Below are 26,253 nucleotides of genomic sequence, written 5' to 3'. Positions count from 1 at the left end.
TGTGTGGAGGATACCGGATGAAGATTTTATTTTGCTCTGATCCCTTGAATAATAAGGCTGTAGACATGGAATATGAACAGGAGTACAAATGTGCCCGAAAGCTAGGAATGGATGTCCATTTGATTTCGCTCGAGTCCCTTCTCGATGGGGAGTTAACTACAGCAGTTAAGCGAGTTCCAGCATTCGAAGCACCCGAAAGGTTCATCTACAGAGGATGGATGTTAAAGCCGCATGATTACGAACAACTGTATCACACACTAGAGCGGAAAAATGTCGTCTTGATCAACTCTCCTGCGGAATATAGAAATGGACACTACTTTCCTTATTCTTATGAGGCAATTAAACAGGCTACCCCTCAGAGTATTTGGCTCGAAATGAAAGAACTTTCAAATGGGTTTGACATTCTGTTTGAGAAGATGCGCATATTCGAGAACAAACCGGTTATTGTCAAGGATTACGTAAAATCCAGAAAGCATGAGTGGGAAGAAGCCTGCTATATCCCTGACGCTTCCGACAAGCACAGGGTTCTAAAGGTTCTTCGAAACTTTATTGATCGTCAAGGCTCGGAGCTTAATGGCGGCATCGTAATTCGAGAGTTTATTCAATTGGAGCAGCTCACCAGGCATCCGAAAAGCGGTATGCCTTTATCGAATGAGTACCGGCTTTTTTTTCTTCATCACAAGCTGATTGCATGTACAGAGTATTGGGATGAGGCGGTCTACCAGCAGGGCATTACAGACCTTGATTCGTTTACAGAGTTAGCCAAGGGCGTAGCGAGCCCGTTTTTTACGATGGATATTGCCAAAACCGCAAGCGGAGAATGGACGGTTATTGAAATTGGAGACGGGCAGGTCTCTGGGCTGCCAAGTCATACAGACATGGAACATTTTTATAAATCTATATTATGAGCTTGTCAAGGTGTGAATGACATAGGAGGCAGGCAGGTTGCCCGCTGTAGTTACAACTGCTTTGTCAGCAGCGCAGCCTTCCTGCCGGATTACGAAGACAACTCCTCACCCTCCGAAATAACCCCGTAACGATCCAAAGCCTTCGTCGACGCTTCCAGCATCCTTCTTTTTAAATAATCGCCCTCCATTACCCGAACCCGCTTCCCCAGAAAACGAAGCTTGGACAGTAAATACTCCAATTCATCCGCAGATAGGGAGACTCTGACCCGGTAGGTATCGTTCTCTGTATCGTACTCCACATTTTTTTCGAAGCTGGAGAAGGCGTACAGGATGCGGGACAGCTCTTCGTTATAATCGCGGATGATTTCGATGACCGCCTCACTTCTACGCGAATCCAGCTTCTTTCCGAGCTTCTTCAGTATGCCTTCTGCCATGGACGGCTCCATAGGCTCTGCCGCAACAGAGTGAATGTTCTTTAGTCTGGTTCGCATGAAGGCGTGATGCCGGGTGTGATACCAGAGCAGATACCATTCTCTTTTGACCATGGAGTATTCCAATTTATACGGACAGCCTGAATGGTCGGTGTTCACGCGCCCGCTCTTGATCTGGTAGGTTAACCGGATTCCGGTCTTGTTCATGATGTGGCGGCGCAGAGGCCGCAGGAGCGGGTGATAGACCTGCTGCTCCTGACTTCGGGCTTTTTCAATCAAGTGGCGGGAAGTATCCATGACTTGATCCGGCTCCAGGATCGAACGCAGCTTGTCCAATGTGCCTGGAGTGAAAGCATCAGCCGCAGCGGGATGATCCAGCATCGTCTTCAGCCATGCCCGTTCGTGCGAGGTGACCATGAAGGTGCCGGAATCCTCCAACCGGGAGATGATCTGGTGGTTAAAGATTTTCTCAAACAGATTCATAGTAGGCCTGTATCTCCTTCCATTCGGCAATCATTTCCCGGCGGAGCCGAGCGGGCTCCAGAACCTCGCAGCTGGAACCGAAGCTGCGCAGCCACGGCTTGATTTCGGTAGTCCCGTTTACGGTGATTTCGTAGAGGAAGGAATGCTCATCTTCCATCACAATTTGTCCCCACTGTCCCTGAAGCCGTACCCGCTCCTTGACGAAGTTCGGTTCAGAGTCTTCCGGATTATAAAACCGGGCGCGCACCGTCACTGGCCGGCCGGTATCAATCAGCCAACTGTACCGTATTTTCTCGGCAAGCTCATGCTTTTTTTCCTCATACCAAGCCTCATTTACGGATTCATCCTCTTCGATTTGGGTGATCCCTTCCATCCGGTATTTCCGAATGCCCTCTCTGCCGTAGGACAGCAGATACCATCTTCCATATTGATGATCGTACACGATCTTGAGCGGAAGCGTCTTTTCGGTTTTGCCCTCCGTACCCCGCTCAAATAAGGGGTTGGTGCTCCTGGCGACGTAGCTTTGTTCAGACTTTGGCGAGAAGTAGAGAAAATGGACCTTGCGGCGTTGACGGATGGCATGAAGCAGTGTGAACAGATGCGCTTCATCCAGAATTCGCGAGTAATAGTGATATTTATATAAAAATGGCTCGACAGCGTGCTGCCTGGCCTGATTGCGCAGCAGATGCTTCTTGAGTCCGTCACGCAGCAGATAGCCTTGAACGGAAGGCACCTGCGTGTTCGCCATCACATCCACAAAATCATACAAATCCATAAGCTCCTCATCCGACAGGCTCCGGACCAGCTCATCCTGAATGCGATACCGGTAGGGGCGAGGCCCCGATTCCCTCTTGATGACGCCCACCTCTTCCAGATACTTGAGGTCCGACCGAATGGTCTTCTCGTCAGGCAGCGGAAGGCCCGGAGACAGACTGCCGCAGTACATATCGAGCAGTTCCATCGCCGTCAAAGCCTGTTCATTCATCGCACCCAAAAGCAGTGAAATTCTTTGGCTTTCGGATTCCTTGACGGATTTGGCCCGAAACAGAAACAAGAGCAGCGGATCGGCGGAGTCATAATAGCTGAACCGGATGGTTTCGGATAATTCCTTGCGCTGTTCCTGCGGTAAATGCTGGTGCATGGAGCTTACGACATCCTTTAGCCGCCGGATTGTTTTATCAAAGGTATGGACGGAAATGCCGAGCCGCTCGGCGAACTGCTGCCTGCTGAATGCGCCGCTTGTCAGCACAAGCATGCGCAGGAATTGAATTTCTTTATCAAAGCTTTCTCTAGCCAAAATAATCCCCCGTTCAAATGAAGCTTCTTCTTTTATTGTAACAGGGGAGGGATATGGGGCAAATGGAAAAGTTTATGTTCGTCGTAATACTTTTGCCATGTTCGATCAGAGTGAATTGCGCGATGATAGAACCTGTTAGATGCATTGAGTAAGGTGGTAAACGCCAAATGGCGTTTAATCATACATTGGCTCTTGTTCGGACGGTCGTAACGAGGCGGGGATATCGATTTATCCCGCAGTGCCGTGCATGGTATGTTGCGGTATCCTGTACGATCGATCGGTAAGAAGCCACTATTTGGGGTTCGATTCCCCAATCGCCTGTGACGCGAATCTGGTAGAATACTCGACTTCCAATCGAGCGAGAAATTGTACTAAGACCAAAGGGTAGAATCCCCGGCGGCTAGTTTGAGCGCACTGCAGGTTGGCCTTGCAATCCGTGGATACCGATGGAGCGAAATTCCGGGGGCTTTTTAGGATGGAAGAGGAAGAAGGATGGCTGAAGCAGGGTCACCCTCCTGAATCAAATGTCCTTAAAAATCCCTGGCAGATCGCTTATCTAAAACGAGATTCCGCCGGAACCGCAGTGGGATTCTACACCCAATGGTCGAACCATTAAGGGGGTAACGAAGATGTTTAAAAAAGTAACAATACAAGCTGACCAGCGTGGTTTGCTCTTTCATAAAGGAAGTTATGTGAAAAAGCTGATTCCGGGGACCTATCACTATTTATTGTGGTTACAACCCACAGTTGTGGTATTGAATATCGCAAAACCGTTCGTTGTAGAGGGTAAAGATTTGCAGTTGTTCCTTCAGGATGAAAACCTCTTGCGAGAGCTCGATATCGTACGAGTGCAAGATCACGAATACGTTCTGCATTACGAGGACGGGCAATTCGTACAACTGCTTAAGCCGGGTGTCTACGCCTTTTGGAACATACTTAAAAAACATTCCTTTTTGCATACGGATATCAGACAACCTGAGTTGCCTGTAGAGATAGACCGTTCGATTGTACCGAAGCTTACAGCCAATGTACAGCCCTACGAAATCGCGAGCTACGAATCCGGATTTTTGTTTTATGATCATGTTTTACAACGAGAGCTTTCCCCTGGCAAGTACCACTTCTGGAGAGGTCCAGTTTCAACTATGGTAAAGACGATTGATTTGAGACAACAGCAAATGGATCTCATCGGCCAGGAAATCATGACAGAAGACAAAGTTACGCTGCGGTTAAACTTCGTTTGTCAATACAAGATCGTAAAGCCATTACGCGCTTTGGAAATAAAGTCGTTTGAAGAGCAAATCCATATCCAGCTTCAACTTATGCTTCGTGAATATGTCGGAACTCTTAAATTGGACGATCTATTGAAACGAAAAGAGGACGTTACGTCGTTCATACTATCCCGTTTACGTGAGAAGGGGGAAGAGTTCGGAGTGCATTTCCTGAGCACGGGAGTTAAGGATGTCGTTTTGCCGGGGGAAATGAGAGATATCCTAAACACTGTCCTGCTTGCGGAGAAGAGAGCGCAGGCGAATCTGATCATTCGTCGGGAAGAAACCGCCTCGACCCGAAGTCTGCTTAATACAGCCAAGCTGATGGACGAGAATCAGACGTTGTTCCGTCTTAAAGAGCTGGAATTCCTCGAAAAAATATGCGAGAAGATCGGATCCATCTCTTTAACGGGAGGCGGAGACCTGTTGGAGCGGTTGAACGCTTTGCTTGGTGAAAAGAGCAGATAGCAAATAAAGAACACTATGTTTTCTTTTCATCAACCAAACCGATTGTTAAATCGTTCTGCCGATGCAGGAATAGCAGTTTTATGTAATCCGGGCCCTGGACATTGATGTCCAAGGCCATTTATATCCGTCCCCTAAGGAGGGATTTATATGAGCAGCAGTTACCATCAACAGATTGTGACTGAGCTTGAGCGGATTGAGCGCGAAGACAATGTCCGTATTTTGTATGCTTGCGAATCGGGCAGCCGCGCCTGGGGTTTCCCGTCCAAAGATAGCGATTATGACGTAAGGTTTATCTATATCAGGCCGGAAGAGTGGTACTTATCTATTTTTGACAAGCGGGATGTGATCGAGCGTCCGATCAGCGACAGGCTGGATATCAATGGTTGGGATCTGCGCAAAGCCTTGAACTTGTTTCGCAAGTCGAATCCGCCGTTGCTGGAGTGGCTTCAGTCCCCGATTGTGTATAGGGAGAACTATGCGATAGCCGAGCAAATCCGCCGAATCTCTCCGCTCACCTTTTCCCCAAGGTCATGTATGCACCACTACCTGCACATGGCGAAGGGGAACTACCGGGAGTACCTGCAAGGGGATCAGGTCAAGATCAAAAAATACTTCTATGTTCTCCGCCCGATTCTGGCATGTGAGTGGATAGAGAAGTATAACTCCATGCCGCCTATAGAATTTGCCCGGCTTGTTGATAGCTTAGTGCCAAAGGAAAGCGAGCTTAAGGCGGTTATTGCGGGCTTGCTGGACCGTAAAAGGGCTGGCGACGAAATGGACTACGAACTAAGGATCAACCCGATCAATGAATTTTTGGAGAACAGAATCGCGTATTACGAGAGGGCCGCATCAAGTATGCAGCCTTCTGATGGAGACCAGGATCAGCGGCTTGACGAGTTGTTCCGATCGGCGCTAAATCCGTCGACGGTTCCTTGCCGGATGACGAAGAATTCTGGTCCGGGGGGAAATTAAGATGGGTAGCTGGTGGCATGGATGGAGCATTCGGACACCATGCAGGGTCCGATCAGAGGCCGGATGAAGTACGTGAGTTGGTGCACCTGCTAGCGAAACACTCTAGAAAGCCAAAGAATGGTACAAGAAAGGCTCTGTATGCTAAGCTTGTGAGGTCAGATATAGGTGGTATGATTGACGCCTGACGACTCGGTAAAAGAACGGATTCATAAGCTGCGGGAAGCAAAAGGATTATAGACTGGCGGACAAGAAGCCGTTGTCGTCCGTAAAGGGGCAGCCCCGTCCGCACCCGGTCAGATTGGTTTTATCGGCGGTCAAATCACCACGAAGCAAATACTGGAGGCCGTGCGGGCCTTCGGAAATATATTTTTAAAAAAAAGATTGACATCAAGGGAAAAAATGTTAGGATAATACTATATTTTCTAAGAGGATCGACGGTAAAACGGTTAGAGCTGACCATGAATATGGAGGCGGGTTGCATATAACAATGCAGCTTGCCTCTTTTTTTGCCCCAAAGAATCGCTGGTTGTTATTTATTCTTTGTTTGAAGGGGACTGGTAATGAATGATAGATACTACGGTTAAAAGCCTCAAGAAGGTTTCCATTAAAACCGGATACCGTATTCACATCAATAGTATTGATATGAACGGTTTCAGCGGGCGTTGCTGTGGCGGATTGGGCTTTGCTCTAAAGGAGCCTTTTCTGGAGCTGGAAATTGAGAAGAGCGATGAAGAAATCTATCAGTGTAAATACCCGGATAAAGTTAAGCAATACATAGACAAGCTTAAGGAGGTCTACTCGTTTCAGTCGAACTATTACATAAATGTAGTGAATGAAATTAGCGAGCACATCGGAATTGGATCGGAAACCCAACTGTACTATGCACTGGCAACCGGGATTGTTTCACTTGAGAATGCAGAGTATGATTTTGTCGATATTTCAAAAAAGCTGGGGCTTGCGGGTGTATCGGGGATCGGATATGGAACGTACACGCTGGGGAAATTTATTGTCGACGGCGGATACATGCTAGGAGAAGAAAAAGCGAACTTCGTCGAGCATTCCAAAAAGCCTCCGGTGTTTCTGTTTAATCACGAAATTAAGAGTACATGGAAGGTGATTGTAGTAATTCCCAAGCTGCACACCTCGATAAGCAAAGCTGAAGAAGATGCTTTTTTCGCCAAGTATACTCCGGTTCCCGTAGAGGAAGTGAAAGAAATCGCCTATTTCACTCTAATGGGTGTAATTCCAGCTATTATCGAGAGCGACTTTCAAGGGTTTATCCGTTCGATGAAGATGATTACGAAGGCTGGAACCAAAAGAGCCGAATTGAAAATCAATGAGCGGATATGCGGAGAGATTCTCTGCCGGCTGGAGGAATTATTCGGCTTCTCGGCGCTGTCTTCACTCGGTCCGGCGTGTTATACGTTCGTGGAGGCTCGTGAAGATGGCAGCTTAAGCCCGTTCGTCAATGAGCGTTATCTGACAGAAAAGTTCCCCAACTGCGATATTTATATTACCGAAATCAGAAACGCTCCTTTTGAGATAAGCAAAAGCTATGAGTAGATACGATAGAGGGCAGACTATGAGGATTTACAACTGTGGTCCTACACTGAATGACAGTATTCACTTTGGCTGCTATAGAATATTTTTGATGACAGACTTTATTGTCAAGCATTTCAGAAAGCAAGGCGTTCATGTTGAGCATGGTATGAATATCATGGATATCGATGACCACATTATTGAGGCCAAGACAAGGAATCCTGAGTTTTCTACCGAGTCGCTCCTGGAAGAAATGAAGAAGGAATACGCCTATCTCTCCATCGACTATCCTGAGAAGATAACCTGTACATCGACGCACTATCATGAGATGTATCCGATTATAAATCAATTATTGGCTTCGGGACTGGCTTACACAGGCGATAAAGGGATCTACTTGAATATAAATCGGGTTCCCGATTATGGGAAAATCTCGAATTTGATCCCGGAGAGGACAATAGCGAAGGATCAAGCGAAAGATCTATCCAAGATAAACCATTATGATCCGTCATTATGGAAATTTGAGGAGAACGGTTGTTTTGAATTGGATTACTACGGAAGAAAGGGAAGGCCGGGGTGGGACATTCAATGTGTATCCTCGATCATTAATCAATTGAAGAATCCTGTGGATTATCATGTCGCCGGATTCAATGAAAGAACACATTATGAAAATGAGGAAGCCATTTACGGGGCCTATACCCAATTCAACAACAGTCTGGCGAAAAAGTGGGTTTTGGTTAAGTATGTGCTGTTCACCGAGGAATCTCCTTATTTTTATATGCGGGATTACATCAATGCGGGATACACCAAGCAGGAAATTCGATTTATCATGTTTAACTCGAAGTTTGATAAGGAGTTTAAGCTGAACGCGGACTACATTAAGGCTTGCAGAAAGAATCTTAAACAGCTTAATGAGTTCTACTCCGGCTTGTCCAGGCTGAAAGGAACGGCTGAGGAACAAAGTGAAATGAGCGCACAAATAAGCGCGATAATAACGGAAGCCAAGAGGAAGCTGGATGAGATAAACATTCCATTTGCTTTGGCTCAATTGTTTAAATTAATCCGCATGATACATAAAGATGCGCAGTCGATTCCAAGCGAAAGCCTCAGAGAAGTAAAGAGCTTTATGGAATATCTGGATGAAAGGCTGTTGTTCTTGTACCATTAAATATTTATCGAAAGAGAGGTGCAGGGGTGAAATCTCTGGTTCCCAAAGGGTTTGACTTTAAGGAGGAGGAATGGCGCCAGGCGGAAAGAGAGGGAAGGATGCTTGTGCTCGTTCCGTTCATTTCTGAACGATGCAATTTAAATTGTATTTATTGCATGATGAAGGATGAGAGAGTGAAGGTCAATCAAGAGAGAAAATTAACGTTGGAGGATCACAAGAGAGTTTTCAGGCAGGCGGTGGATTTAGGATGCAAGACTATTGTCATATCGGGCTTGGGAGAGCCCTTCATGGACCCCTATTTGTATAACAAACAGGACAACACCTTTCCTCTTCTGGATCTGGCAGAGGAGCTTGATTTATATACGGTTGTCTTTACCAACGGGATGATGATTGATAGCAAGCTGGCGCAGGCCTTATACAAAAGAAGAATCAGCTTAATTATTAAACTGTCCTCTCTGAATGAGTCGGTTTTTTCGGAGCTGAATCATCATGAGATTCAATTCGTCGATTACAGGGAAAAGGACGGGCGATTAACGAGAATTCCGCATTATCTCAAGTGCTTGATCGAAGCCGGTTTTAGCGACGGGCTTGATGGAAATGCAACCAGGTTAATCAATGACGTAATCATCACAAGAAAAAATATGGACGAAATCACGGAGATTATTCATTTTTCACTAAGAAATCATATGCTTACTTGTATTGACCCGTTAGTCATAAAGTCGGAAGCAGAAAGAAACCGGGATGAGCTGGCTATCACAGACAGTGAAAACCGTATTTTATACGAAAAAGTAAAAAGCACATTCTCCGACTACGATATGGGCATGTACGATTTAAGCAACTGCATTATTCATAATTACGGGCTTGTCTATGATTTGGAGGGCCGGATCAGAAGATGTCTGGCCGTGCCGTCTGATGCCGGAACGATACATGACCGTTCTCTGGCGGAGCATTGGAGTCGTCTGCTGGAGGAGAAACAAGCCGCCAATTTGGCTTATCATATTTCGAAAACGGAGGATATCTTCGGAGTATGTCCAGGCAGACGCTACTATTCATTCAGCCATTAGAACATTGCGGAGCAGGAGGAAGAAATGGAGAAGGAGAGCATAACCGCATTATTGGAATTGACTCACAGATGCAACTTAACCTGCAAGCATTGCTATAACAGCAGTTCTCCCGCTTCAACGGAGGAGCTTGGGCTGGAGACGGTTAAAGAAATCATTCATGATTTAAACAAGCTTACGGATTACCATATTGAGAAGGTCATTCTAACCGGTGGCGAATTTGTCTATATGAAGCAAGCCGCAGAAATATACGCATACATACGTGAGCATTTCCATGGCAGTCTCCGGATTGAAACGAATGGGCTTCTGTTCAAGCGAAGACCGGAGCTTTTTCAAATCTTCCGGGCGGAGGAATATTTCATTAGCGCGGATACCTTTCATGGAACCATAGACAGGAAGGGTCACTCGGAATTGTTGGATTTCTTCATCCATTACTCCATAAGGAATGGCTTTAAGGTGATTTGCCGATTAACCGTCGATCATTCGGATAGCGATATTATCCCCTTATTCCTTGAGCGATATGGGCGGGATGACTCCCTTGCTTTGGAAATAAAATACGTTTCGCCTTCGGGCAGAGCAAGTGAGAATCTTAAGGATTTTAAGGGCTTCCGGTATGAAGAAAATAAAGAGCTGTTCACGTGTCTTGCGAATAACATGATCCATTTCAATGTAAGAAAGCAATGGCACGCATGTTACACGGCATGTAATCTATCCTATGTAGCTCATTTGGGCGACGAAGACATGAATGAGAAATTATTTCATAAAAGACAGTCTGGCATTTTCCGCAGCTTAAGAGTACAAGGGATCGGTTCTCTGCTGGAGGAAGTTACCAATCCTAAGCTGAGAGAGGCCTTTTTAAACCAAACATTTTATTACCGGTGCGAGCCCTGCTTATATTTAAGTGAGGCCCTTCACTAATGGGATGTGATGATCTGTGAAATCAATTATTTTAGTGGACTTGCCGGCATTGGATACCACACAGGATGTTTATATTAAGGGGTTTATTTTTCCAACCTTTACTGAAAAATATCTGGCTCCGTTGCTGTCCCAGGCAGGAATGTCTGTAACGTATGTCAATTTGAATCAAGGGAACATAGAAGAAAAGCTGGAATACATCCTCCAGGCTGGTCATGAGGTTTATACTCATTTGACGGCGAACAAGCATTACTCCTACCGATTATTCAGAAGGCTGATAAATAGAAAAATTCTGGTGGGCGGGCCGCTTCCGAAGTTTCGCCCTGAGCTTTTTGAAGAGGATGTGCTTATAGATACGGAGCTTGAAGAGGACGGCATACTCCAGTATTTCAATATGGCTAAGAGAAGCCTGTGGTCCGATGACAGCTTCGTACCCAGCAGGCCCAAGAGACATTTTTCCAACCAAACGATTGAAGCTGATTTCTCAGAGATCGTTCTGTTTAACAGAGGCTGCCGGTATAAATGTAAATTTTGCATTCATTCTGCCTTTCACAAGAGCATGCATACAAGAGGCGTCAAATCCATCGAATATGAATTGGGAATGTACGCGAACGAGCCCGTGCAGCTTTATATTGCCGATCCCTCCATTAATAATCTGCTAATTCTAAACGATATTATTGCTCTATTAAAGAGCTTTGATAATATCTCGTATTCCATGAATATTAGGGCCGATCAGATTAACCCTGCTCTTCTGGCCCGCATCACAGACTTAAAGATAGACAAGCTGTACATTGGCGTCGAGTCCTTGGATGATGCGCAGCTGAACAGATACTCGAAAGGCGAAACCGTCGCTACGATTACTTCAAGAATTAATCTGGTAAAAGAGTATGGGATTCCCTACCATCTGTCATTTATTATATCGGACAATATGGACATTCATCAGTTTATGACATTTCATCACCTCGTTAACGCTGCTTCTTATTCTTTTCATTTTTATTTGCCCTATCCAGGTACGACAGCAGGGGGACCTATTTCAACAAATTGGTTTATGGACAAGAACTGGCCGGAAAATATAAGCAAGCTCGTCAGTAATTCAGCAGCGATCAAACAGCAGCTAACTCAATTGATGAACTATCCCTCGAATTCCTATCATACGATAACACCTCATGACCATAGTCTTACCTTTCTGAAGATCAGAGAAAATCTGGAGGTGCTGGAGAGGATGGCAGAACCTGCAATTCGTTCCGAGAGCAAAGGGCGAGCCCATGAATATTTCAGATAAGATTCTCGATCAGTTAACGGCGCTTTATGGAACTTGCAGAGCAGCCTTAAACAGTCTAGGGCACGGTCTTTGCGGAGTCGCATTTACTTTTATTCAAAACGGAACAACGAAGGTATTAAAATGCACAGTCCCTCCATCCCGTGATCCGGATACCGTGGAATGCTTTCGCGAGAGGCTTGCATTTGTGAATTTTCTGGGAGAAAGGCAGGTGCCGGTTGCCAGGATCAACTGCTCCCTCCACGGGAATTTAGTGGAATTCATTCATGAAGATCAACAGATTTACATTGCTTATTGCATGGAACTCATTGAAGGCAAGGGGTTCTATGCAGTAAATGAAATGGAGCTGGACGATTATATTACGCAATGGGGCAAGTCGTTGGGACAGCTTCATAGATGGTCCAAAGAGTACGCGTCATGGAGGGAAGTCAAGGTAAGCCAGGCTACAGGGACTCCTATCTTTGGATGGTTGAAAGAATGGAGCTACTTCTACCGGATGTCCAAAGACGATGGGATACAGGAGTGCTGGAGAGATATAAACAGGCAGTTTAGCTCGCTGCCGCTAGATCGGCAGTCATATGGGTTTATACATAATGACCCGAGCAAATTAAACGTGTTGTACGCAAGGAATAAAGGGATATTCATAGACTTTGACGTTGCCAACTATCATTGGTACATGGCGGATATTGCGATTGCTCTTTATAGTATCCTGTACCCCGATCATAGGAATTATGAGGGCGCGGCTATGAAAAAAGATCAAGCCCAAAGGAGCGTCAGCCAATTTTTAAGGGCCTACAATCAGGAGAATGCAATCGATGAGTTTTGGCTCAAACAATTAAATGTATTTCTGAGCTACAGAAGAATTTTGCTTTTTACCGCCATGTACCAGTCGCTGCTTCCTAACCCGGATAATTTCCATGCCATACGCGACAGAATATTGAGACAATCCCCGATTGCAGACCTTTAGCACGAGTATAGGAGGAAGGATGTTTGACACCATTAATCATCGTAGACGATTTGACCAAAGAGTTTCTTCATGCTGTGAAAAAACCGGGGCTGACAGGCTCCGTCCGGCATCTGCTGCGTCCCGAATACGAGAAGAAAACGGCGGTAGACCGCATCAGCTTTTCCATCGATCCGGGTGAGTCTGTCGCATATGTGGGACCTAATGGAGCCGGGAAATCAACAACCATTAAAATGCTGACGGGAATTCTCGTGCCAACCGGCGGAAAGATCCTTGTAAATGGGGTCATCCCGTACAAGCAGCGAATAGAAAACGCCAAGAATATCGGCGCCGTCTTCGGACAAAGAACGCAGCTCTGGTGGGATTTGCCGGTGAGGGAATCCCTATCATTGCTGAAGGCTATTTACGAAATCCCTGAGAGGGAGTACAAGAGAAATCTGGAGCTTTTTACGGACATTCTTAATTTAGGCGAGTTTCTTCACCTTCCTGCGAGAAAGATTTCCCTGGGTCAGAGGATGCGGGCGGATTTGGCCGCTTCGTTGTTGCATAACCCCAAGGTACTCTACCTTGATGAACCGACGATTGGGCTGGATGTTTCGGTTAAAGCGCGGATTCGCCAATTTATCAAGCAAGTCAATCAGGAGAGCGGCACAACCATTCTGCTGACAACGCATGACATGGAGGATATTGAGGATATTTGCAAAAGACTTCTGATTATCGACCAGGGCAGGGTTATTTTTGACGGTGAATTGCAGGCGGTAAAAGATGCTTTCGCACAGGAAAGAACGATTCATTTTGAAGTCCGGGCTCCGCTTCATTTGGCGGAAGACGCCCTGCATAATCAATTTCCGGGGGCAGCGTTGCATATTCAGAATGAAGGAAGCCATTGTTCCATTCAGTTCAATCGTTTCCACCTTGCAGCAGGTGAAATTATTGAATTTATGATGAAGCGAAGCGATGTTGTCGATATCCATATAGACGAGCCCAGCATTGAACTTGTAATCAGACAGATTTATGAAAGCAACTTAAATAATCAGAGGATAATTGTATGAATGCATTCAGAAAATATATAGTCCTTGGCAAAGTATCCCTGCAAAATGCAATGGCATACCGAAGCACGTTCTTAATCAGCTTACTGGCCGGTTTCGTGCTGGTCATGTCCCAGTTTTATATCTGGAAAGCTATTTATTCCAAGCATAATGAAATAGGCGGATATTCGTGGGATGAAATGAAGGCTTATTTGCTCATTATGTTTATTACCAACTCATTGCTATCCTGGTACTCTGAAATGGCGATTTCCCAAAAAATATTGGACGGAAGCGTAGCTATGGATTTGCTAAAGCCTCTGGACTTTCAGAAAGCCCGTCTTGCGGAAACGATGGGAGCCAGTATTTTTGAAAGTATACTCGGCGCCGCGCTGGCTTCCATCATTATCATTATTTTTGAGGGTATCGCATCTCCGCCCGACCTTTTGACCTGGCTATTATTTCTGGTAAGCCTACTGGCCTCTGCCTTGATTAAATTCGGCATTATTTATATTGCGGGCCTGTTCTGCTTTTGGACATCCAATCCATATGGAGTCGCGTGGGTGCGTGCCGCCATAACAAATTTGCTGTCGGGGGCGATCGTTCCTCTTACGTTATTTCCAAGGTGGCTGGAGAGCGTGACGGCGTATTTGCCGTTCAGAGGTGTCGTATTCGTTCCCGCCTCCATATTTCTAAATCGGATAAATGGTCAAGCCGCAGTTCAGGAAATCGCCATACAGCTGCTCTGGGCGCTGTTTCTATGGCTGGCGGGCAGGATGATTTGGAGCCGGGCGGTACGTCAAATTACGATCTATGGAGGATAAGGCGGGAATGTCAAGATGATTGCGAAATGGGTCAAAATGCTGCTCTTGTATGTAAGGTTTATGAAGGCTAATTTGATAGCGCTGCTGGAATATCGGCTGGATATGATGATTATGATCTTCTCTTCCGCGTTGATACACTTGCTGGGTCTTGTTTTTTTGTGGGTGATCTATCAGAGGGTTCCGGATATTAACGGTTGGGGATTATGGGAAGTGCTTGTGGTGTATGCTATGGTTTATGTTACAGAGGGCATCTCTTCTTTCTTGTTCGAGGGAAGCTGGATGATGAACACCTTGGTCAATAAAGGGCTGTTGGATAATTTTCTAATCCGCCCCGTATCTCCGATTCTTCAAATATTATCTTCGCGGATTGGCGTGAATGGAATCGGAAATATTCTCATAGGAACGGCCATTCTTATTCAGGCTGTCAGCCATATATCCATGCATTGGACAATACCCAAAATCATCATGGCTGTTGTCCTGCTGGTTTCGGCAATTATCATCAGGTCCTCCATTAAGCTGGCCTCCAATTCGTCTGTATTCTGGACGCAAAACCCTGGAAGCTCATTTCCCTTTATGATTCATAGCATCGGTGAATTTGCGAAATACCCCGTTTCCATCTATAACACCGTGATTCAAGGGATTGTGACTGTAGTCGTCCCTTTTGCGTTTGTAAGCTTTTATCCCGCCGCCTATCTCTTTGACAAAGAGGTATTCAGATACTGGGGGCTGCTGACTCCGGTAGTTGCCATCTATTGTGCAATCGGAGCGGTAACGATTTTCAACTATGGTTTAAAAAGATACGAGAGTGCAGGCAATTAGGGCAGATCCTAGCAAGGGGGGCTTTCGGAATGCAGGTGTTTAACACGTTAACCAGAGAGAAAGAGAATTTTCAGCCTTATGACCCCAACATTGTGACCATGTATGTATGCGGTGTTACCGTGTATGGACCCGTTCATCTTGGGCATGCAAGAACAGCTATCGCTTATGACATGATCAGAGGCGTGCTGGAAGTGTTTAAAGGATACAAAGTCATTCATGTTCAGAATATTACCGATGTGGGGCATATTGTTGGAGATGTGGATACCGGGGAAGACAAAATTCAAAGAAAGGCAAATCTGGAACAGAAGCATCCAATGGCAATTGTGGATGAGTATATTCAAAACATGTGGAGCGGCTACGACGCCTTGAAAATTGCCAGACCAACTATTGCACCGCGGGCGACAGGACACATAATAGAAATTATAGACGCGATTAAAGAGTTAATAGCAAAGGGCTTCGCCTATGAGGTGGAGGGCGATGTCTATTTCGATGTCCTGACAAGAGAGAGCTATGGTATATTATCAGGCAACGCGGTGGACATGCTGGCGGCCGGGGCCAGAATTGAAGTGAACGGCCGCAAGCGAAATCCCGGTGATTTTGCATTGTGGAAGAAAGCTGAACCCAATCATATTATGCAGTGGTCCAGTCCCTGGGGCAAAGGTTATCCGGGCTGGCATATCGAGTGCTCCGTCATGTCCCTTAAGTACCTGGGCAAAATCGATATTCATGGGGGAGCCGTAGAGCTATGCTTTCCGCACCATGAGAATGAAATTGCTCAGTCGGAGGCTCTGGTAGGGGAAAGAGTCGTCCAATACTGGCTTCATTCCGGCGTCCTTCAAATAAACGGGCAGAAGATGGCCAAGTCGCTCGGGAATTACATTACTATAGAAGAGGCTCTAAAGAAGCACAGCGCCGAGTCCTTGCGTTTCTTTATCCTTTCAAACCATTATTCCGCAATGGTGAACATGAGTGATGACAGTCTGGCATCCGCAAAAGCGGCTTTAAAAAGAATCAATAACTACTTGTTTAATCTCCACAGCAGAACAGGCAAGGTATTCAACCAGTTGTTGCACATCAGATTGCACGAATGGATAAGCTGCTTTGAAGCGGAGCTGGAAAATGATTTCGATACGCCCAACGCTATCGCCCATTTGTTTAATTTCCTGAGGGACACGAATCATGAGATCATTCGGGGGAATTATAACGAGGTTAATTTCAGAGAGATCTGGGAGTATTTCTCTAAAATCAATCAAGTATTCAAGTGCTTTGATATGAGACAGGATCTAAATGTCCAAGCGGATAAAGGCGTTCAGGCCAGTTCGATAGAAGCCTTGGTCTTAAAGCGGGCAGAACTGCGCAAGAACAAGAGCTGGGCGGAAGCCGATGCGGTGAAAAATGAGCTGAGCCAGATGGGAGTTACGCTTTTCGATAACCGGGACGGCTCGACCACTTATAAATTGGCCTGCACGGACTGAGCTTATTTTACATACGCAAGGGGCGTCCCTGGCCATAAATATGGCTTGCGGGACGCCCCTTGCTGCGTGAAAAGAGAAAGCTGATATTTATTGTGCCTTTACGAATTCGGCGGATTTGATACCCGCTTGACGACCGAAAATAATGATTTCGGCTACGGAGTTGCCGCCGATCCGGTTCTGCCCGTGCAAGCCGCCGGTCACTTCGCCTGCTGCAAAAAGACCCGGAATCGCTTTGCCTTCTTTATTCAATACTTCGGTGTTCGTGTTGATCTTCACGCCGCCCATGGTGTAGTGAATCCCCGGGCCGATCTTGATGGCGTAGTATGGCGCTGCGGACAGGTCGTTGTCCATTCCTGTCGTTCTGCCGAACTCGGCATCCTTTTTATTCTTCACGCTGCTGTTCCAGGTATCCAGTGTCGCTTTAAGCTGATCCGCCGGAACATTGATTTCCTTAGCCAGCGCTTCGATGGTATCGGCTGTTTTCACAAAGCCCATTTTTTCATATTGCTGAATCGCTTTGGCGCGGGATTTCACGCCGGAATCAAACACCAGATATGCGGATTTGTCGGCAAGAGCATTGATTGCAGCGGTGACATTGTCGCGGGTGCCCAGCTCGTTGGTGAATCGCTTGCCGTCTTGCGCCACGAGAATGGCCCCTTCGCCGCGAACCGCTTCCCCGATGAGATATGATTTTTCTTGCTGTACGGTCGGGTGAACTTGAATTTGATCCATATCGACAGTTGTGCCGCCAACCTGCTCAATCATCTTAATGCCATCACCCGTGCTGCCGATCTGGTTTGTTGTCACGTATCCTTTTAAATCCGGTCTGACCGAGGCGATCAGCTCCTTGTTGGCCCCGAAACCGCCGGTTGTCACAACGACAGCATTAGAGGCAATCGTCTTTTCATCTACCTGGTTGAAGACGACTTTGACGCCGTTAACCTTACCGTCTGTTTGCGTAAGCTCCTTCACATCGGCGTTAACAAACAGCGGAATCCCCTGTTCTCTTACATTTTGCAGCAGACCTTTGACCAGGTATTGCCCGATCGCGGAGCCGTCCTCAGGACGGTGTGTGCGCTTTTCGTTCATGCCGCCGGTAATCGTGATATTGTTCAGTTTAATGCCGATGGAATCCAGCCAATCAATAGCACTTGCCGAATTGTCAACGAAGAAACGAAGCATCTCTTTGTCGTTGGTGTCATGACCGCCCTTTAATGTCTCTTCATAAAATAGATCATTGCTGTCTTGAATGCCTTGCTCCTTCTGGAACTTCGTTTCAGAAGCATTCATTCCGGAAGAAGATTTGGTTGTATTCCCGCCGGCAACCGGCATTTTTTCAAAAATAACCGGATTCATGCCACTTGCTTTGGCCTCAAGCGCGGCAGACATCCCGGCGCCGCCCGCGCCGACAATGATGATATCATATTTATCCTTCAGTTGATCGAATGGCGTATATTCGGTTTGAGACGCTCCCGATGTGGCTTCAGCTGTTGCCTTGGCGGTTGGTCCCGCAGTTTCTTTGTTCTCCGTGTTGTTGCCCGCATTCCCGCTGCCGCATCCCGCAATAACGAGCAGGACCGAGAGAACGAGAATAAGAGCCGATAATACTTTCTTGTTCATAGTGTACCCCCCAATTTTAAATCTCTTGCAATTAAGATGAATGAAAGAACCAAGCCCAAAAGAGAGAGCAGCGTACTCTTTAATTCATCATATTAAGTATACCATTAAAATTATTTAATTGTGAAGTATTTCACAATTATTTTGTTGTATTTTCTTCATAATGTCACCGTGGGAATTAATCCAATTCAGCAGGGGGAATCTATGAATATGCATGCAGAGAAAAATGAGTTTGATTCGGAATTTAGTCATGTGAAATATATACCGGGAGACAATATAGTGTTTCTTGCATGGAAAAAGTTCTGCTGCTATGACGACTATAGAACCCCGACATGGTTTGCTTTGGAACTGCTTGAGAGTTGTATTCATCATGAATGAAGTTAACGAGATCGAAGAGGAGATGGACATGTGGACGAAGGAGTTCATGAAGTATTTTACAGTAAAGAGAGTCAAAAGTTATGAAGATGCGGTCGAGTCGGCTTTATGAGTAACTAATAGGGGGAGATATAATGATGCTAGCTTTGTTGGTTGGGTTACCGCTGGTTGCTGGTATTCTTTATGCCAATACGGTGAGTATTTTGATTAAAATCAAAAAAGGAGAGGAGACATTCGAAAACACTGCATGGGGAGCAGTCTTGTTTGGAGCGCTTGTCCTTGGTTTCATTTTTCTTGTCTTCGTCTCAAGATGAAAGTAAAAGATTTCAAGCACGCAAAAAAACGAAACCCGCAAAGGTTCCGTTCTTTCTTCAACTAAGCCAAAATCCGCTGCAGCGTTTCGTCACTGCGAAGCAGGTGCAGCGCCTTCTCGCGCATCTCCGGCAGATGCAGATATGTCCGGCGGGACGGCTTGATGGACGGGGCCAGCGTCACCGCCTGTTCGAAATCGTCCCGCTTCATCCCGAGCGCGGCGACGAAATCGAAGAATCCGGTTTCATCAAGGAACTTGCGGACCCGCTCCACCCGATGCTCCTGCACGAGACACATCAGGTATGAGGCTACCCCCACCTGAATCCCGTGAAGCTGCGGCCGCTCCACAAGCTGGTCCAGCGCATGGGAGATCAGGTGCTCGCTGCCGCTTGCGGGCGCGCTGCTTCCGGCAATCTCCATGGCAATCCCGGAAAGCGTAAGGGAATCGACAATCTCTTTAATAAAAAAGAACTCGCGAATATCGGTGTAGGGCATGCGCACAATGCTGTTCACCGATTTCTTGGCCATCATCACCGCAAAGTCGTTCACGCGGGTAGCGCCAAGGGATTCCTCGAACCGCCAGTCGAATACCGCCGGGATCTTCGAGAGGATATCGCCGAGTCCGCTGTACAGGAACTGAACCGGTGAATTGCGGACAAGTCCAAGATCGACCAGAATGCCGTAGGGCATCCGGGCGGGAACCGACGTGCGGCGGCCCTGAACATAGAGGGAGCAGCCGGAGCTTGCGAAGCCGTCATGGGCGACCGACGTCGGAACGCTGATAAAGGGCAGGCCGTTCAGGAACGCGATATATTTTGCAATATCCAGCCCCTTTCCACCCCCGATGCCGACAATGACTTCGGTACGGGCCGGAAGGGAAAAGGCGGTGCCCGCAATCGCCTCCAGGCTGTTATCCAGAACATCCCGGTTGTCCAGAACCTCAAGCTGAGCTTGCTCTGTCAGCGATTGAACAATTTGCGGCTCGCAAAGAGGGCGGATGCCTTCCCCAAAGCAGAGCACAATACGCGAGAACCCGGCCTTGCACAGCAGCATCCCGAAATTGGACAGAACCTGGTCCCCGACCTCCAGGAGCGCAGGGATGGCTACTTCGTGGGCCTGGCGCTTCATTTCGGCCACCCTTGTTCATTCAAATAGCCCGAAATGGCATGATAGTTGTCAACCGGAACATAGCTGACTCCGTCCCGCGTTAGCAGATCGCGCAGCTCCCCCCGGGCAAAGGCGATGTCGGCGGCTTTGGCCGCTTCAAGATCCGGCTCGCTGTCCCCGGCAAACAGAACGGTACGATAGCGCCCCCGGATGTCCTCCAGCACCTTGCGTTTATCCAGTCCGAACATCTCCGAGAAAAAAGGGTTGGCGGTGTCGGGAACAATCCGCAGCGCGCCGTTCTCGTGTACGGCCGGCATGGAAATGACCGTTACATTCGGGATTTCAAGCGCCTGCATGAGCCGCTCGATATACCATGACGTACCCGCGCTTACGATATAGAAATCTCCCCCGCGCGCCTGAACCTCCCGGACAAAATCAATCGCCCCCGGAGTGAGCGGAATCTTGCGGATCTCGTCCATCAACTGCTCCTCCGTAAGATTAAGCTTGCCAAAAATAATGTTCAGAAACTCCACATCAATCTTCTTGGATTTCTTCCAGTCCTGATAGAATTGATGTCCCCATTCCGGGAAGAAACGGTCAATCATCAAGTGGTAAAAATCCCGTTCGGATAGCGTGCCGTCAAAGTCGGAGAGAAAAGCAAATGGTTTCATTGTTATAGCCCCCCAGGGAACAAAAGTATTCATATTTAAGATTACCATACTTTTCTTTATTATTTATAGGGATGCTCATTTCAGGAATAACGGTAGGGGGCCGCATGAAACTATTGAACGTGCAGCTGCGGCTCGCACCGGCCTTGAGCGGTCAAGGCTCCCAATGTGACAAGCTGGCGTTGCCCAGGGCTCAGAGCCGAGCGACTGTAGATTTCACCGAATGGAAATTCGATGATTTGTTCAGCTAACAAGGGAGCGATACCGGCGAGTGAATCAGCAACGGCTTCGCCATGTGCGCCGTCGATTTCCTGAAGCTTGGCTAATCCTCGTTCCCGCCGTTCGTCTACATGATTTAGCAGCTCGTCCTCGATGGTTACATCGATATTCTGTTCGGCAAAAAGCTGCTTCGCAACCTGAACGGCATTTAATGCGCGGGGAAAGCCGCAAAATGGAATGCAGTGAGTAGCAATTTCGATAAATTCCTGCGGGGCGATCCCGACTTTCAAGCCGAAGCTCATATGCCATTTGAGTGATTTGCAGAATCGCCCAATGAGATCAACGCTGAAATTACGTTCATTTCCCTTTGTTGATAGGTGAGCACGGGACGGCTGAACACTTGCCCGATTTTGTGCATAGATTTTACATAAACCTTATTATGTACCGCTAAAATATTTCTGAAAATTAATTAAAATTTGATTGAATAATGCCGATCTCTGCTTTATAATAACGGCATAGAACTTGTATACAGGTTGGTATTCAAGATCAAGGGGGAAGGGCAATGGATGGATGAGCTGTCGTTTACAAGTGTCGGCATCGACATCGGAACCAGCACGACGAAGCTGATTGTCAGCAGGCTTCGGCTGGGGCGGGTATCGGGGGCCTTCCATTTGCCCCGTTATGAAATTACAGAGCGGGAGCTGCGTTATGCCAGTCCGATTTACTCTACGCCGCTGCTGTCCAGGGACGAAATCGACATGGATGAGGTCGCCCGGATATTGAGGCAGGAATATGACCTCATCGGTCTGAGCTTATCCGAGGTCAAGTCTGGGGCCGTTATCATCACCGGAGAAACGGCCACCAAGACGAATGCCCGGAGGGTGGTGCATTACCTGGCGGAGCGTTCCGGGGATTTCGTCGTAGCTGCCGCAGGAGCGGATCTGGAGGGCCTGCTCGCCGGGAAAGGTTCCGGCGCGGAGCAACGCTCCAGGGAAACGCCGGGCGTTGTGGCGAATGTCGATATCGGGGGCGGTACGGCGAATGTCGCTTATTTTCGGGAAGGGAGAGCGATTGGCACGGTCACCTTCCATGTCGGCGGGCGGTTGATCCGGCTGGATGAGCAGGGCTGCGTCATTTCGGTTTCCCCGCATGTGCAGGGATGGCTGCCGGAACGCGGACTTTCGCTGACAGCAGGCAGGAAGACGACAACGGAGCAGCTCGAAGCGATTGCTTCTGCCATGTGCGGCGACATGCTGGCTTATTTGGCAGGGGAAGCCGTCGACCCTTCATTCTGCCATCTGATTGCCGGATCGCCGCCAGCCGGACCGCTACCGGAGATAGACGAGCTTATGATCTCCGGTGGAATCAGCACACTCATGGCGAATCCGGAAGTCCCGGATACCATGGCCGCCATTGCCAGATACGGCGACATCGGGCCGCTTCTGGCCAGCTTCCTGCGGCGGCAAGCGGACAAATGGCCGTTCCGGATCGTTACCTCCAGTCAAACCGTGCGGGCGACCGTCATTGGCGCGGGCATGCAGAGCGTGGAAATCAGCGGCTCCACGGTGCATATCGATCCGTCCGTGCTGCCGCTTCGCAACCTCCCGGTTCTCCATCTGGAATACACCGGGATGCCGGTTGAGGACTGGAGCCGGACGGCGGATGATGCTATGCTGGAGGCCGCAAGGTACGCTCTGCCGGGAGCCGAGGCTCCTTGCGCCATCGCTTTAGGCGGAGAAGTCATCCATTCGTACGCCGCCCTGCAGAGGGTTGCCCGGACGCTGCTGGACACGTATGCCGCTCATTTTTCCGGCGCGAGCATCATGGTCGTTGTCTGCGACCATGACATGGCCAAGGCGCTGGGGCAGGCTTTGTCGATCCGCTGCGGCAAGCGTCTGAGCATCGTCTGCATCGATCAGATTCGGGTGGAGCGCGGCGACTATATCGATATCGGGGAGCCGCTGCCCGGCTATCTTGTTCCTGTTGTCATCAAGACGTTGGCATTTTCATAACCGATGCGAAGAAGGAGGTGACTTGCTTGCTCAGGAGCACGACAATGCTTGGGCAGACCTATCAATTCAACAGTCTCAAGGAAATCCTGGCCAAAGCGAACGAGGAGAAGTCGGGCGACCAGCTGGCCGGAATCGGAGCGGCGGATGCCCGTGAACGGATCGCCGCGAAATTTGTGCTGGCCGACCTGACGCTGGGTGAAATCCGGAATGATCCGCTGCTGCCGCCTGAAGAGGATGAAGTGTCGAGGGTGATTGAGGAGAACGTAGACGAGGCGGTGTATAGCGGAATTCGGAACTGGAGCGTCGCCGAGCTTCGCGAGTATATTTTGTCCCATAAGGCCGGGCCGGGGGAGCTGGAGCGGATCAGCTCGGGCATGACCAGTGAAATGATTGCCGCAGTCGCCAAATTGATGTCCAATCTCGATTTGATTACGGCGGCCTCCAAGCTCCGCACGGTGACCCGGTGCAACACCGAAATCGGTCAGCGGGGCGTGCTTGCCACAAGGGCGCAGCCGAATCATCCATCGGACAGTATTCCGGGCATTGTAGCGGCTTTGTATGAAGCGCTCAGCTACGGCATCGGTGATGCGGTCATCGGAATCAACCCGGTGATTGATTCAGCGGAGAGCGTCAAGGCGATTTTGTCGGCAACCAAGGAAGTAATGGACCGGTGGAGCATCCCGACCCAGAATTGTGTCCTTGCGCATGTAACGACCCAGATGAGAGCGATTGAGCAGGGGGCGCCCATGGACCTGCTATTCCAGAGCCTCGCCGGAACAGAGCAGGGCAATAAAGGCTTTGGCGTAAATATCCGGCTGCTTGACGAGGCGGACGGGCTGATGCGCATGAAGCGCGCCTCGCTGGGACCGAATCACTGGTATTTTGAAACCGGGCAAGGCTCGGAGCTGTCCTCCTACGCTCATTTCGGGATCGATCAGGTGACGCTCGAATCAAGATGCTACGGGCTGGCCCGGCAATACAAGCCCTTCCTCGTCAACACGGTCGTCGGCTTTATCGGACCGGAATACCTGTATGACAGCAAGCAGGTTATTCGCGCCGGATTGGAGGACCATTTTATGGGCAAGCTTCATGGATTGCCGATGGGCGTGGATGTATGCTATACGAACCACATGCAGGCGGAGCAGAACGATATGGAGAATCTTGGCGTGCTGCTGACGTCGGCGGGCGTCAATTTCCTCATCGGCGTGGCGATGGCGGACGATTGCATGCTCAATTACCAGTCGCTCAGCTTTCACGATCTCGCCGCCCTGCGGGAGACGTTCGGCCTCCATCCGGCGCCGGCGTTCGAGGAATGGCTGGTCAAGATGGGGATCATGGCTGATGGCCGGTTGACGGATGCGGCCGGAGATCCGACCCTTTTTATGGGATAGACTATACTTACGGAGGTGCGGCATGGGAGACCGCGAGAAACTGGAGTCGTTAATGAAGAGCACTCCGGCGCGCATCGGGGTGGGACGTGCGGGAGTCCGGCCGCTGACGCATACGATGCTGCAATTTCGGAAGGATCATGCCGCCGCTGTGGATGCCGTGTACGGCGAAGTGGATGAATCGATTCTGCGGCAGCTTGGATTATTTACTGTGGAGACTTGTTACGGGAACAAGGAAACGTATTTGAAACGCCCGGACCTTGGCCGAATCATTACGGACGAGGGCATGGAGGTCATTCGTGAAAGATGCGTCAAGCAGCCGCAAATCCAGATTGTCGTGTCGGACGGCTTGAGCGCCGACGCGATCACTGCGAACATCCTGGATGTATATCCCGCCCTGCTCGACTCCTTGAGAGTCCATGATCTGAACCCGGGAACCTCATTTTATGTAAAAGGGGGAAGGGTTGCCTGCATGGACCATATCGGCGAGGTGCTGCAGCCGGATGCGCTGGTGCTGCTGATCGGCGAGCGGCCCGGGCTGGTAACGGCCCGATCCATGAGCGCCTATATGTGCTACAAGCCCCGCAAAGGCACAATCGAATCCGACCGGAACGTCATCTCCAACATCCATCCGGGCGGAACGCCTCCGCTAGAGGCGGCGGCGCATATCGGCACGATGCTCCGGGGGATGCTGGAGCGTCAGACGAGCGGCACGAACTTTTACTGACAAGAGGGGGAATGCGCATGCATACGATCGAGCGTGACCAATTCGTATTCAGTTTCTCAGGCCATCACGCGCCGGTATTAACCGTGCAGAGCGGCGACCGCGTCGTGCTCCGGACGAATGACTGCTTCTCCGGACAAATTCAGGGAGACGAGGACCTGGTCACTTCCATTGACTATGGCCGAATTAATCCGGCGACCGGACCGGTCTTTGTGGAGGGGGCGCTGCCGGGAGATGTGTTGAAAGCGGAGATTATCCGTATTTCGCTGGACAACCAGGGCGTTATTACGACGCTTCCGGGCATCGGGACATTGATTCACCGCTCCGAAGTCCGGTCGAAGCTGGTACAGATCAGAGAAGGAAGGCGCGTGCAGTTCTCGGACAGGATTCAGTTCGAATGCACTCCGATGATTGGGGTTATAGGCGTGGCTCCGCCCGGCGGCGAAGTCGCTTGCGGACACCCCGGCAGGCATGGCGGCAATCTGGACTCCAGCTGCATCACGGAGGGATCAAGCGTGTATCTGCCTGTGTTCGTTCCCGGCGCGCTGTTCGGGCTTGGCGATCTTCACGCGTCCATGGGCGACGGGGAAATGTGCGGAACCGGAGTGGAAACCGCCGGAGAAGTCGAGGTTCGTCTGACCGTCCTGAAGGGAGCGGAGCTTGGCGCTCCTGTAGTCGAAACGGAGGATTCCTGGTATGCCGTATCCAGCGATCACGATGTCCTGGCGGCCATCCGGCAAGCGAGCGAGGATATGCAGAGCATGATTATCCGGCGCTGGGAGCTGACGCCGACAGACACCTATTTGCTGATGGGCGCGGTGAGCGACGTCCAAATGAGCCAATGCTGCAAGCCTTGTCCGGTGGAGACGGTCGTTCGCGTGCGAATACCGAAGCTGGAAGGCATGCCTGGCCTGGTCGAATAAATAAAATTTTAAATA

The 26,253-nt window shown here is 48.9% G+C and carries 26 protein-coding genes; 19 read left to right on the top strand and 7 right to left on the bottom strand.

Going from position 1 to position 26,253, the window contains the following annotated elements; genetic code table 11:
* Positions 1 to 17 precede the first annotated feature (17 nt).
* Positions 18 to 908: an ATP-grasp domain-containing protein gene (locus tag L692_RS0105455; RefSeq protein ID WP_025697903.1), complete on the top strand. Its 891-nt coding sequence runs from the start codon at positions 18 to 20 to the stop codon at positions 906 to 908.
* Here L692_RS0105455 and L692_RS33980 read toward each other — a convergent pair.
* Genes L692_RS33980 through L692_RS0105445 form a run of 3 tightly spaced genes read right to left on the bottom strand, consistent with a single transcriptional unit; the run spans position 903 to position 3,119 of the window.
* Positions 903 to 998 (bottom strand): macro domain-containing protein, encoded by a 96-nt coding sequence (locus L692_RS33980; protein ID WP_156940313.1) that lies wholly within the window; start codon positions 996 to 998, stop codon positions 903 to 905. The two genes, L692_RS0105455 and L692_RS33980, sit on opposite strands and share 6 nt — an antisense overlap.
* Entirely contained in the window at positions 998 to 1,822 is an 825-nt protein-coding gene (locus tag L692_RS0105450; protein WP_025697901.1) for a WYL domain-containing protein, read from the bottom strand. The genes L692_RS33980 and L692_RS0105450 overlap by 1 nt, the downstream gene beginning before the upstream one ends.
* Positions 1,809 to 3,119: a helix-turn-helix transcriptional regulator gene (locus L692_RS0105445; protein WP_025697899.1), complete on the bottom strand. Its 1,311-nt coding sequence runs from the start codon at positions 3,117 to 3,119 to the stop codon at positions 1,809 to 1,811. The genes L692_RS0105450 and L692_RS0105445 overlap by 14 nt, the downstream gene beginning before the upstream one ends.
* 475 nt (positions 3,120 to 3,594) lie before the next feature.
* On the opposite strand from L692_RS0105445, the gene L692_RS31645 reads away from it, so the two are divergent.
* The 13 genes from L692_RS31645 to cysS all read left to right on the top strand — a co-directional run bounded on the left by L692_RS31645 (position 3,595) and on the right by cysS (position 16,893).
* A complete protein-coding gene (locus L692_RS31645; protein ID WP_156940310.1) occupies positions 3,595 to 3,735 on the top strand; it encodes a hypothetical protein in 141 nt (46 codons plus the stop codon).
* Positions 3,736 to 3,748: 13 nt separating this feature from the next.
* Positions 3,749 to 4,855: a slipin family protein gene (locus L692_RS0105440; protein ID WP_025697897.1), complete on the top strand. Its 1,107-nt coding sequence runs from the start codon at positions 3,749 to 3,751 to the stop codon at positions 4,853 to 4,855.
* 147 nt (positions 4,856 to 5,002) lie between these two features.
* Positions 5,003 to 5,827: a nucleotidyltransferase domain-containing protein gene (locus L692_RS0105430; RefSeq protein ID WP_025697895.1), complete on the top strand. Its 825-nt coding sequence runs from the start codon at positions 5,003 to 5,005 to the stop codon at positions 5,825 to 5,827.
* Between the two features lie 564 nt (positions 5,828 to 6,391).
* On the top strand, positions 6,392 to 7,390 hold the full coding sequence (locus L692_RS0105425) for a beta-ribofuranosylaminobenzene 5'-phosphate synthase family protein (protein ID WP_025697893.1): 999 nt from the start codon (positions 6,392 to 6,394) through the stop codon (positions 7,388 to 7,390).
* The gene (locus tag L692_RS0105420; RefSeq protein WP_084463084.1) at positions 7,383 to 8,531 is read left to right on the top strand and encodes a cysteine--tRNA ligase; all 1,149 of its coding nucleotides are present in this window, start codon (positions 7,383 to 7,385) and stop codon (positions 8,529 to 8,531) included. Before L692_RS0105425 ends, L692_RS0105420 begins: the two co-directional genes overlap by 8 nt.
* Before the next feature lie 26 nt (positions 8,532 to 8,557).
* Positions 8,558 to 9,595: a radical SAM protein gene (locus L692_RS0105415; protein WP_025697888.1), complete on the top strand. Its 1,038-nt coding sequence runs from the start codon at positions 8,558 to 8,560 to the stop codon at positions 9,593 to 9,595.
* Positions 9,596 to 9,619: 24 nt separating this feature from the next.
* Positions 9,620 to 10,510: a radical SAM protein gene (locus L692_RS0105410; protein ID WP_025697887.1), complete on the top strand. Its 891-nt coding sequence runs from the start codon at positions 9,620 to 9,622 to the stop codon at positions 10,508 to 10,510.
* A gap of 16 nt (positions 10,511 to 10,526) precedes the next feature.
* Entirely contained in the window at positions 10,527 to 11,789 is a 1,263-nt protein-coding gene (locus tag L692_RS0105405) for a radical SAM protein (RefSeq protein WP_025697886.1), read from the top strand.
* Positions 11,773 to 12,753, top strand: coding sequence for a phosphotransferase enzyme family protein (locus tag L692_RS0105400; RefSeq protein WP_084463083.1), 981 nt, complete (start codon positions 11,773 to 11,775; stop codon positions 12,751 to 12,753). Before L692_RS0105405 ends, L692_RS0105400 begins: the two co-directional genes overlap by 17 nt.
* Positions 12,754 to 12,776: 23 nt before the next feature.
* The gene (locus L692_RS0105395) at positions 12,777 to 13,802 is read left to right on the top strand and encodes an ABC transporter ATP-binding protein (RefSeq protein WP_025697882.1); all 1,026 of its coding nucleotides are present in this window, start codon (positions 12,777 to 12,779) and stop codon (positions 13,800 to 13,802) included.
* The gene (locus L692_RS0105390; protein ID WP_025697880.1) at positions 13,799 to 14,599 is read left to right on the top strand and encodes an ABC transporter permease; all 801 of its coding nucleotides are present in this window, start codon (positions 13,799 to 13,801) and stop codon (positions 14,597 to 14,599) included. The genes L692_RS0105395 and L692_RS0105390 overlap by 4 nt, the downstream gene beginning before the upstream one ends.
* Before the next feature lie 15 nt (positions 14,600 to 14,614).
* Positions 14,615 to 15,418, top strand: a complete 804-nt coding sequence (locus L692_RS0105385) for an ABC transporter permease (protein WP_025697878.1) — start codon at positions 14,615 to 14,617, stop codon at positions 15,416 to 15,418.
* Between the two features lie 29 nt (positions 15,419 to 15,447).
* Complete coding sequence (gene cysS, locus L692_RS0105380) at positions 15,448 to 16,893, top strand: cysteine--tRNA ligase (RefSeq protein ID WP_025697876.1); 1,446 nt, start codon at positions 15,448 to 15,450, stop codon at positions 16,891 to 16,893.
* An 87-nt stretch (positions 16,894 to 16,980) separates the two neighbouring features.
* Here cysS and L692_RS0105375 read toward each other — a convergent pair whose 3' ends face one another.
* A complete protein-coding gene (locus L692_RS0105375; RefSeq protein ID WP_025697874.1) occupies positions 16,981 to 18,513 on the bottom strand; it encodes a flavocytochrome c in 1,533 nt (510 codons plus the stop codon).
* A gap of 506 nt (positions 18,514 to 19,019) precedes the next feature.
* Between L692_RS0105375 and L692_RS0105365 the strand changes: the two genes are divergently transcribed.
* Complete coding sequence (locus tag L692_RS0105365; protein WP_025697872.1) at positions 19,020 to 19,199, top strand: hypothetical protein; 180 nt, start codon at positions 19,020 to 19,022, stop codon at positions 19,197 to 19,199.
* Between the two features lie 61 nt (positions 19,200 to 19,260).
* Here L692_RS0105365 and L692_RS0105360 read toward each other — a convergent pair whose 3' ends face one another.
* The 3 genes from L692_RS0105360 to L692_RS30495 form a co-directional block, all read right to left on the bottom strand.
* Entirely contained in the window at positions 19,261 to 20,325 is a 1,065-nt protein-coding gene (locus L692_RS0105360; RefSeq protein WP_025697869.1) for an iron-containing alcohol dehydrogenase family protein, read from the bottom strand.
* Positions 20,322 to 20,975 (bottom strand): MtnX-like HAD-IB family phosphatase, encoded by a 654-nt coding sequence (locus tag L692_RS0105355; protein WP_025697867.1) that lies wholly within the window; start codon positions 20,973 to 20,975, stop codon positions 20,322 to 20,324. Before L692_RS0105355 ends, L692_RS0105360 begins: the two co-directional genes overlap by 4 nt.
* A gap of 110 nt (positions 20,976 to 21,085) precedes the next feature.
* Positions 21,086 to 21,526 carry a carboxymuconolactone decarboxylase family protein gene (locus L692_RS30495; protein WP_332258252.1) on the bottom strand — a complete coding sequence of 147 codons (441 nt, stop codon included), beginning with the start codon at positions 21,524 to 21,526 and terminating at the stop codon, positions 21,086 to 21,088.
* 231 nt (positions 21,527 to 21,757) lie between these two features.
* On the opposite strand from L692_RS30495, the gene L692_RS0105345 reads away from it, so the two are divergent.
* The 4 genes from L692_RS0105345 to L692_RS0105330 are packed head-to-tail and all read left to right on the top strand — an operon-like array spanning position 21,758 to position 26,238.
* Positions 21,758 to 23,203, top strand: coding sequence for an ethanolamine ammonia-lyase reactivating factor EutA (locus tag L692_RS0105345; RefSeq protein ID WP_025697865.1), 1,446 nt, complete (start codon positions 21,758 to 21,760; stop codon positions 23,201 to 23,203).
* 44 nt (positions 23,204 to 23,247) lie between these two features.
* Positions 23,248 to 24,594, top strand: a complete 1,347-nt coding sequence (locus L692_RS0105340) for an ethanolamine ammonia-lyase subunit EutB (RefSeq protein ID WP_036722091.1) — start codon at positions 23,248 to 23,250, stop codon at positions 24,592 to 24,594.
* A gap of 22 nt (positions 24,595 to 24,616) precedes the next feature.
* The gene (eutC, locus tag L692_RS0105335) at positions 24,617 to 25,318 is read left to right on the top strand and encodes an ethanolamine ammonia-lyase subunit EutC (RefSeq protein WP_025697862.1); all 702 of its coding nucleotides are present in this window, start codon (positions 24,617 to 24,619) and stop codon (positions 25,316 to 25,318) included.
* A 17-nt stretch (positions 25,319 to 25,335) separates the two neighbouring features.
* Positions 25,336 to 26,238: an acetamidase/formamidase family protein gene (locus tag L692_RS0105330; RefSeq protein ID WP_025697860.1), complete on the top strand. Its 903-nt coding sequence runs from the start codon at positions 25,336 to 25,338 to the stop codon at positions 26,236 to 26,238.
* Positions 26,239 to 26,253 lie beyond the last annotated feature (15 nt).

The organism is Paenibacillus forsythiae T98, assembly GCF_000520735.1.
Lineage (GTDB): Bacteria > Bacillota > Bacilli > Paenibacillales > Paenibacillaceae > Paenibacillus_AQ > Paenibacillus_AQ forsythiae.
This window is presented reverse-complemented; position numbering and strand designations above follow the sequence as displayed.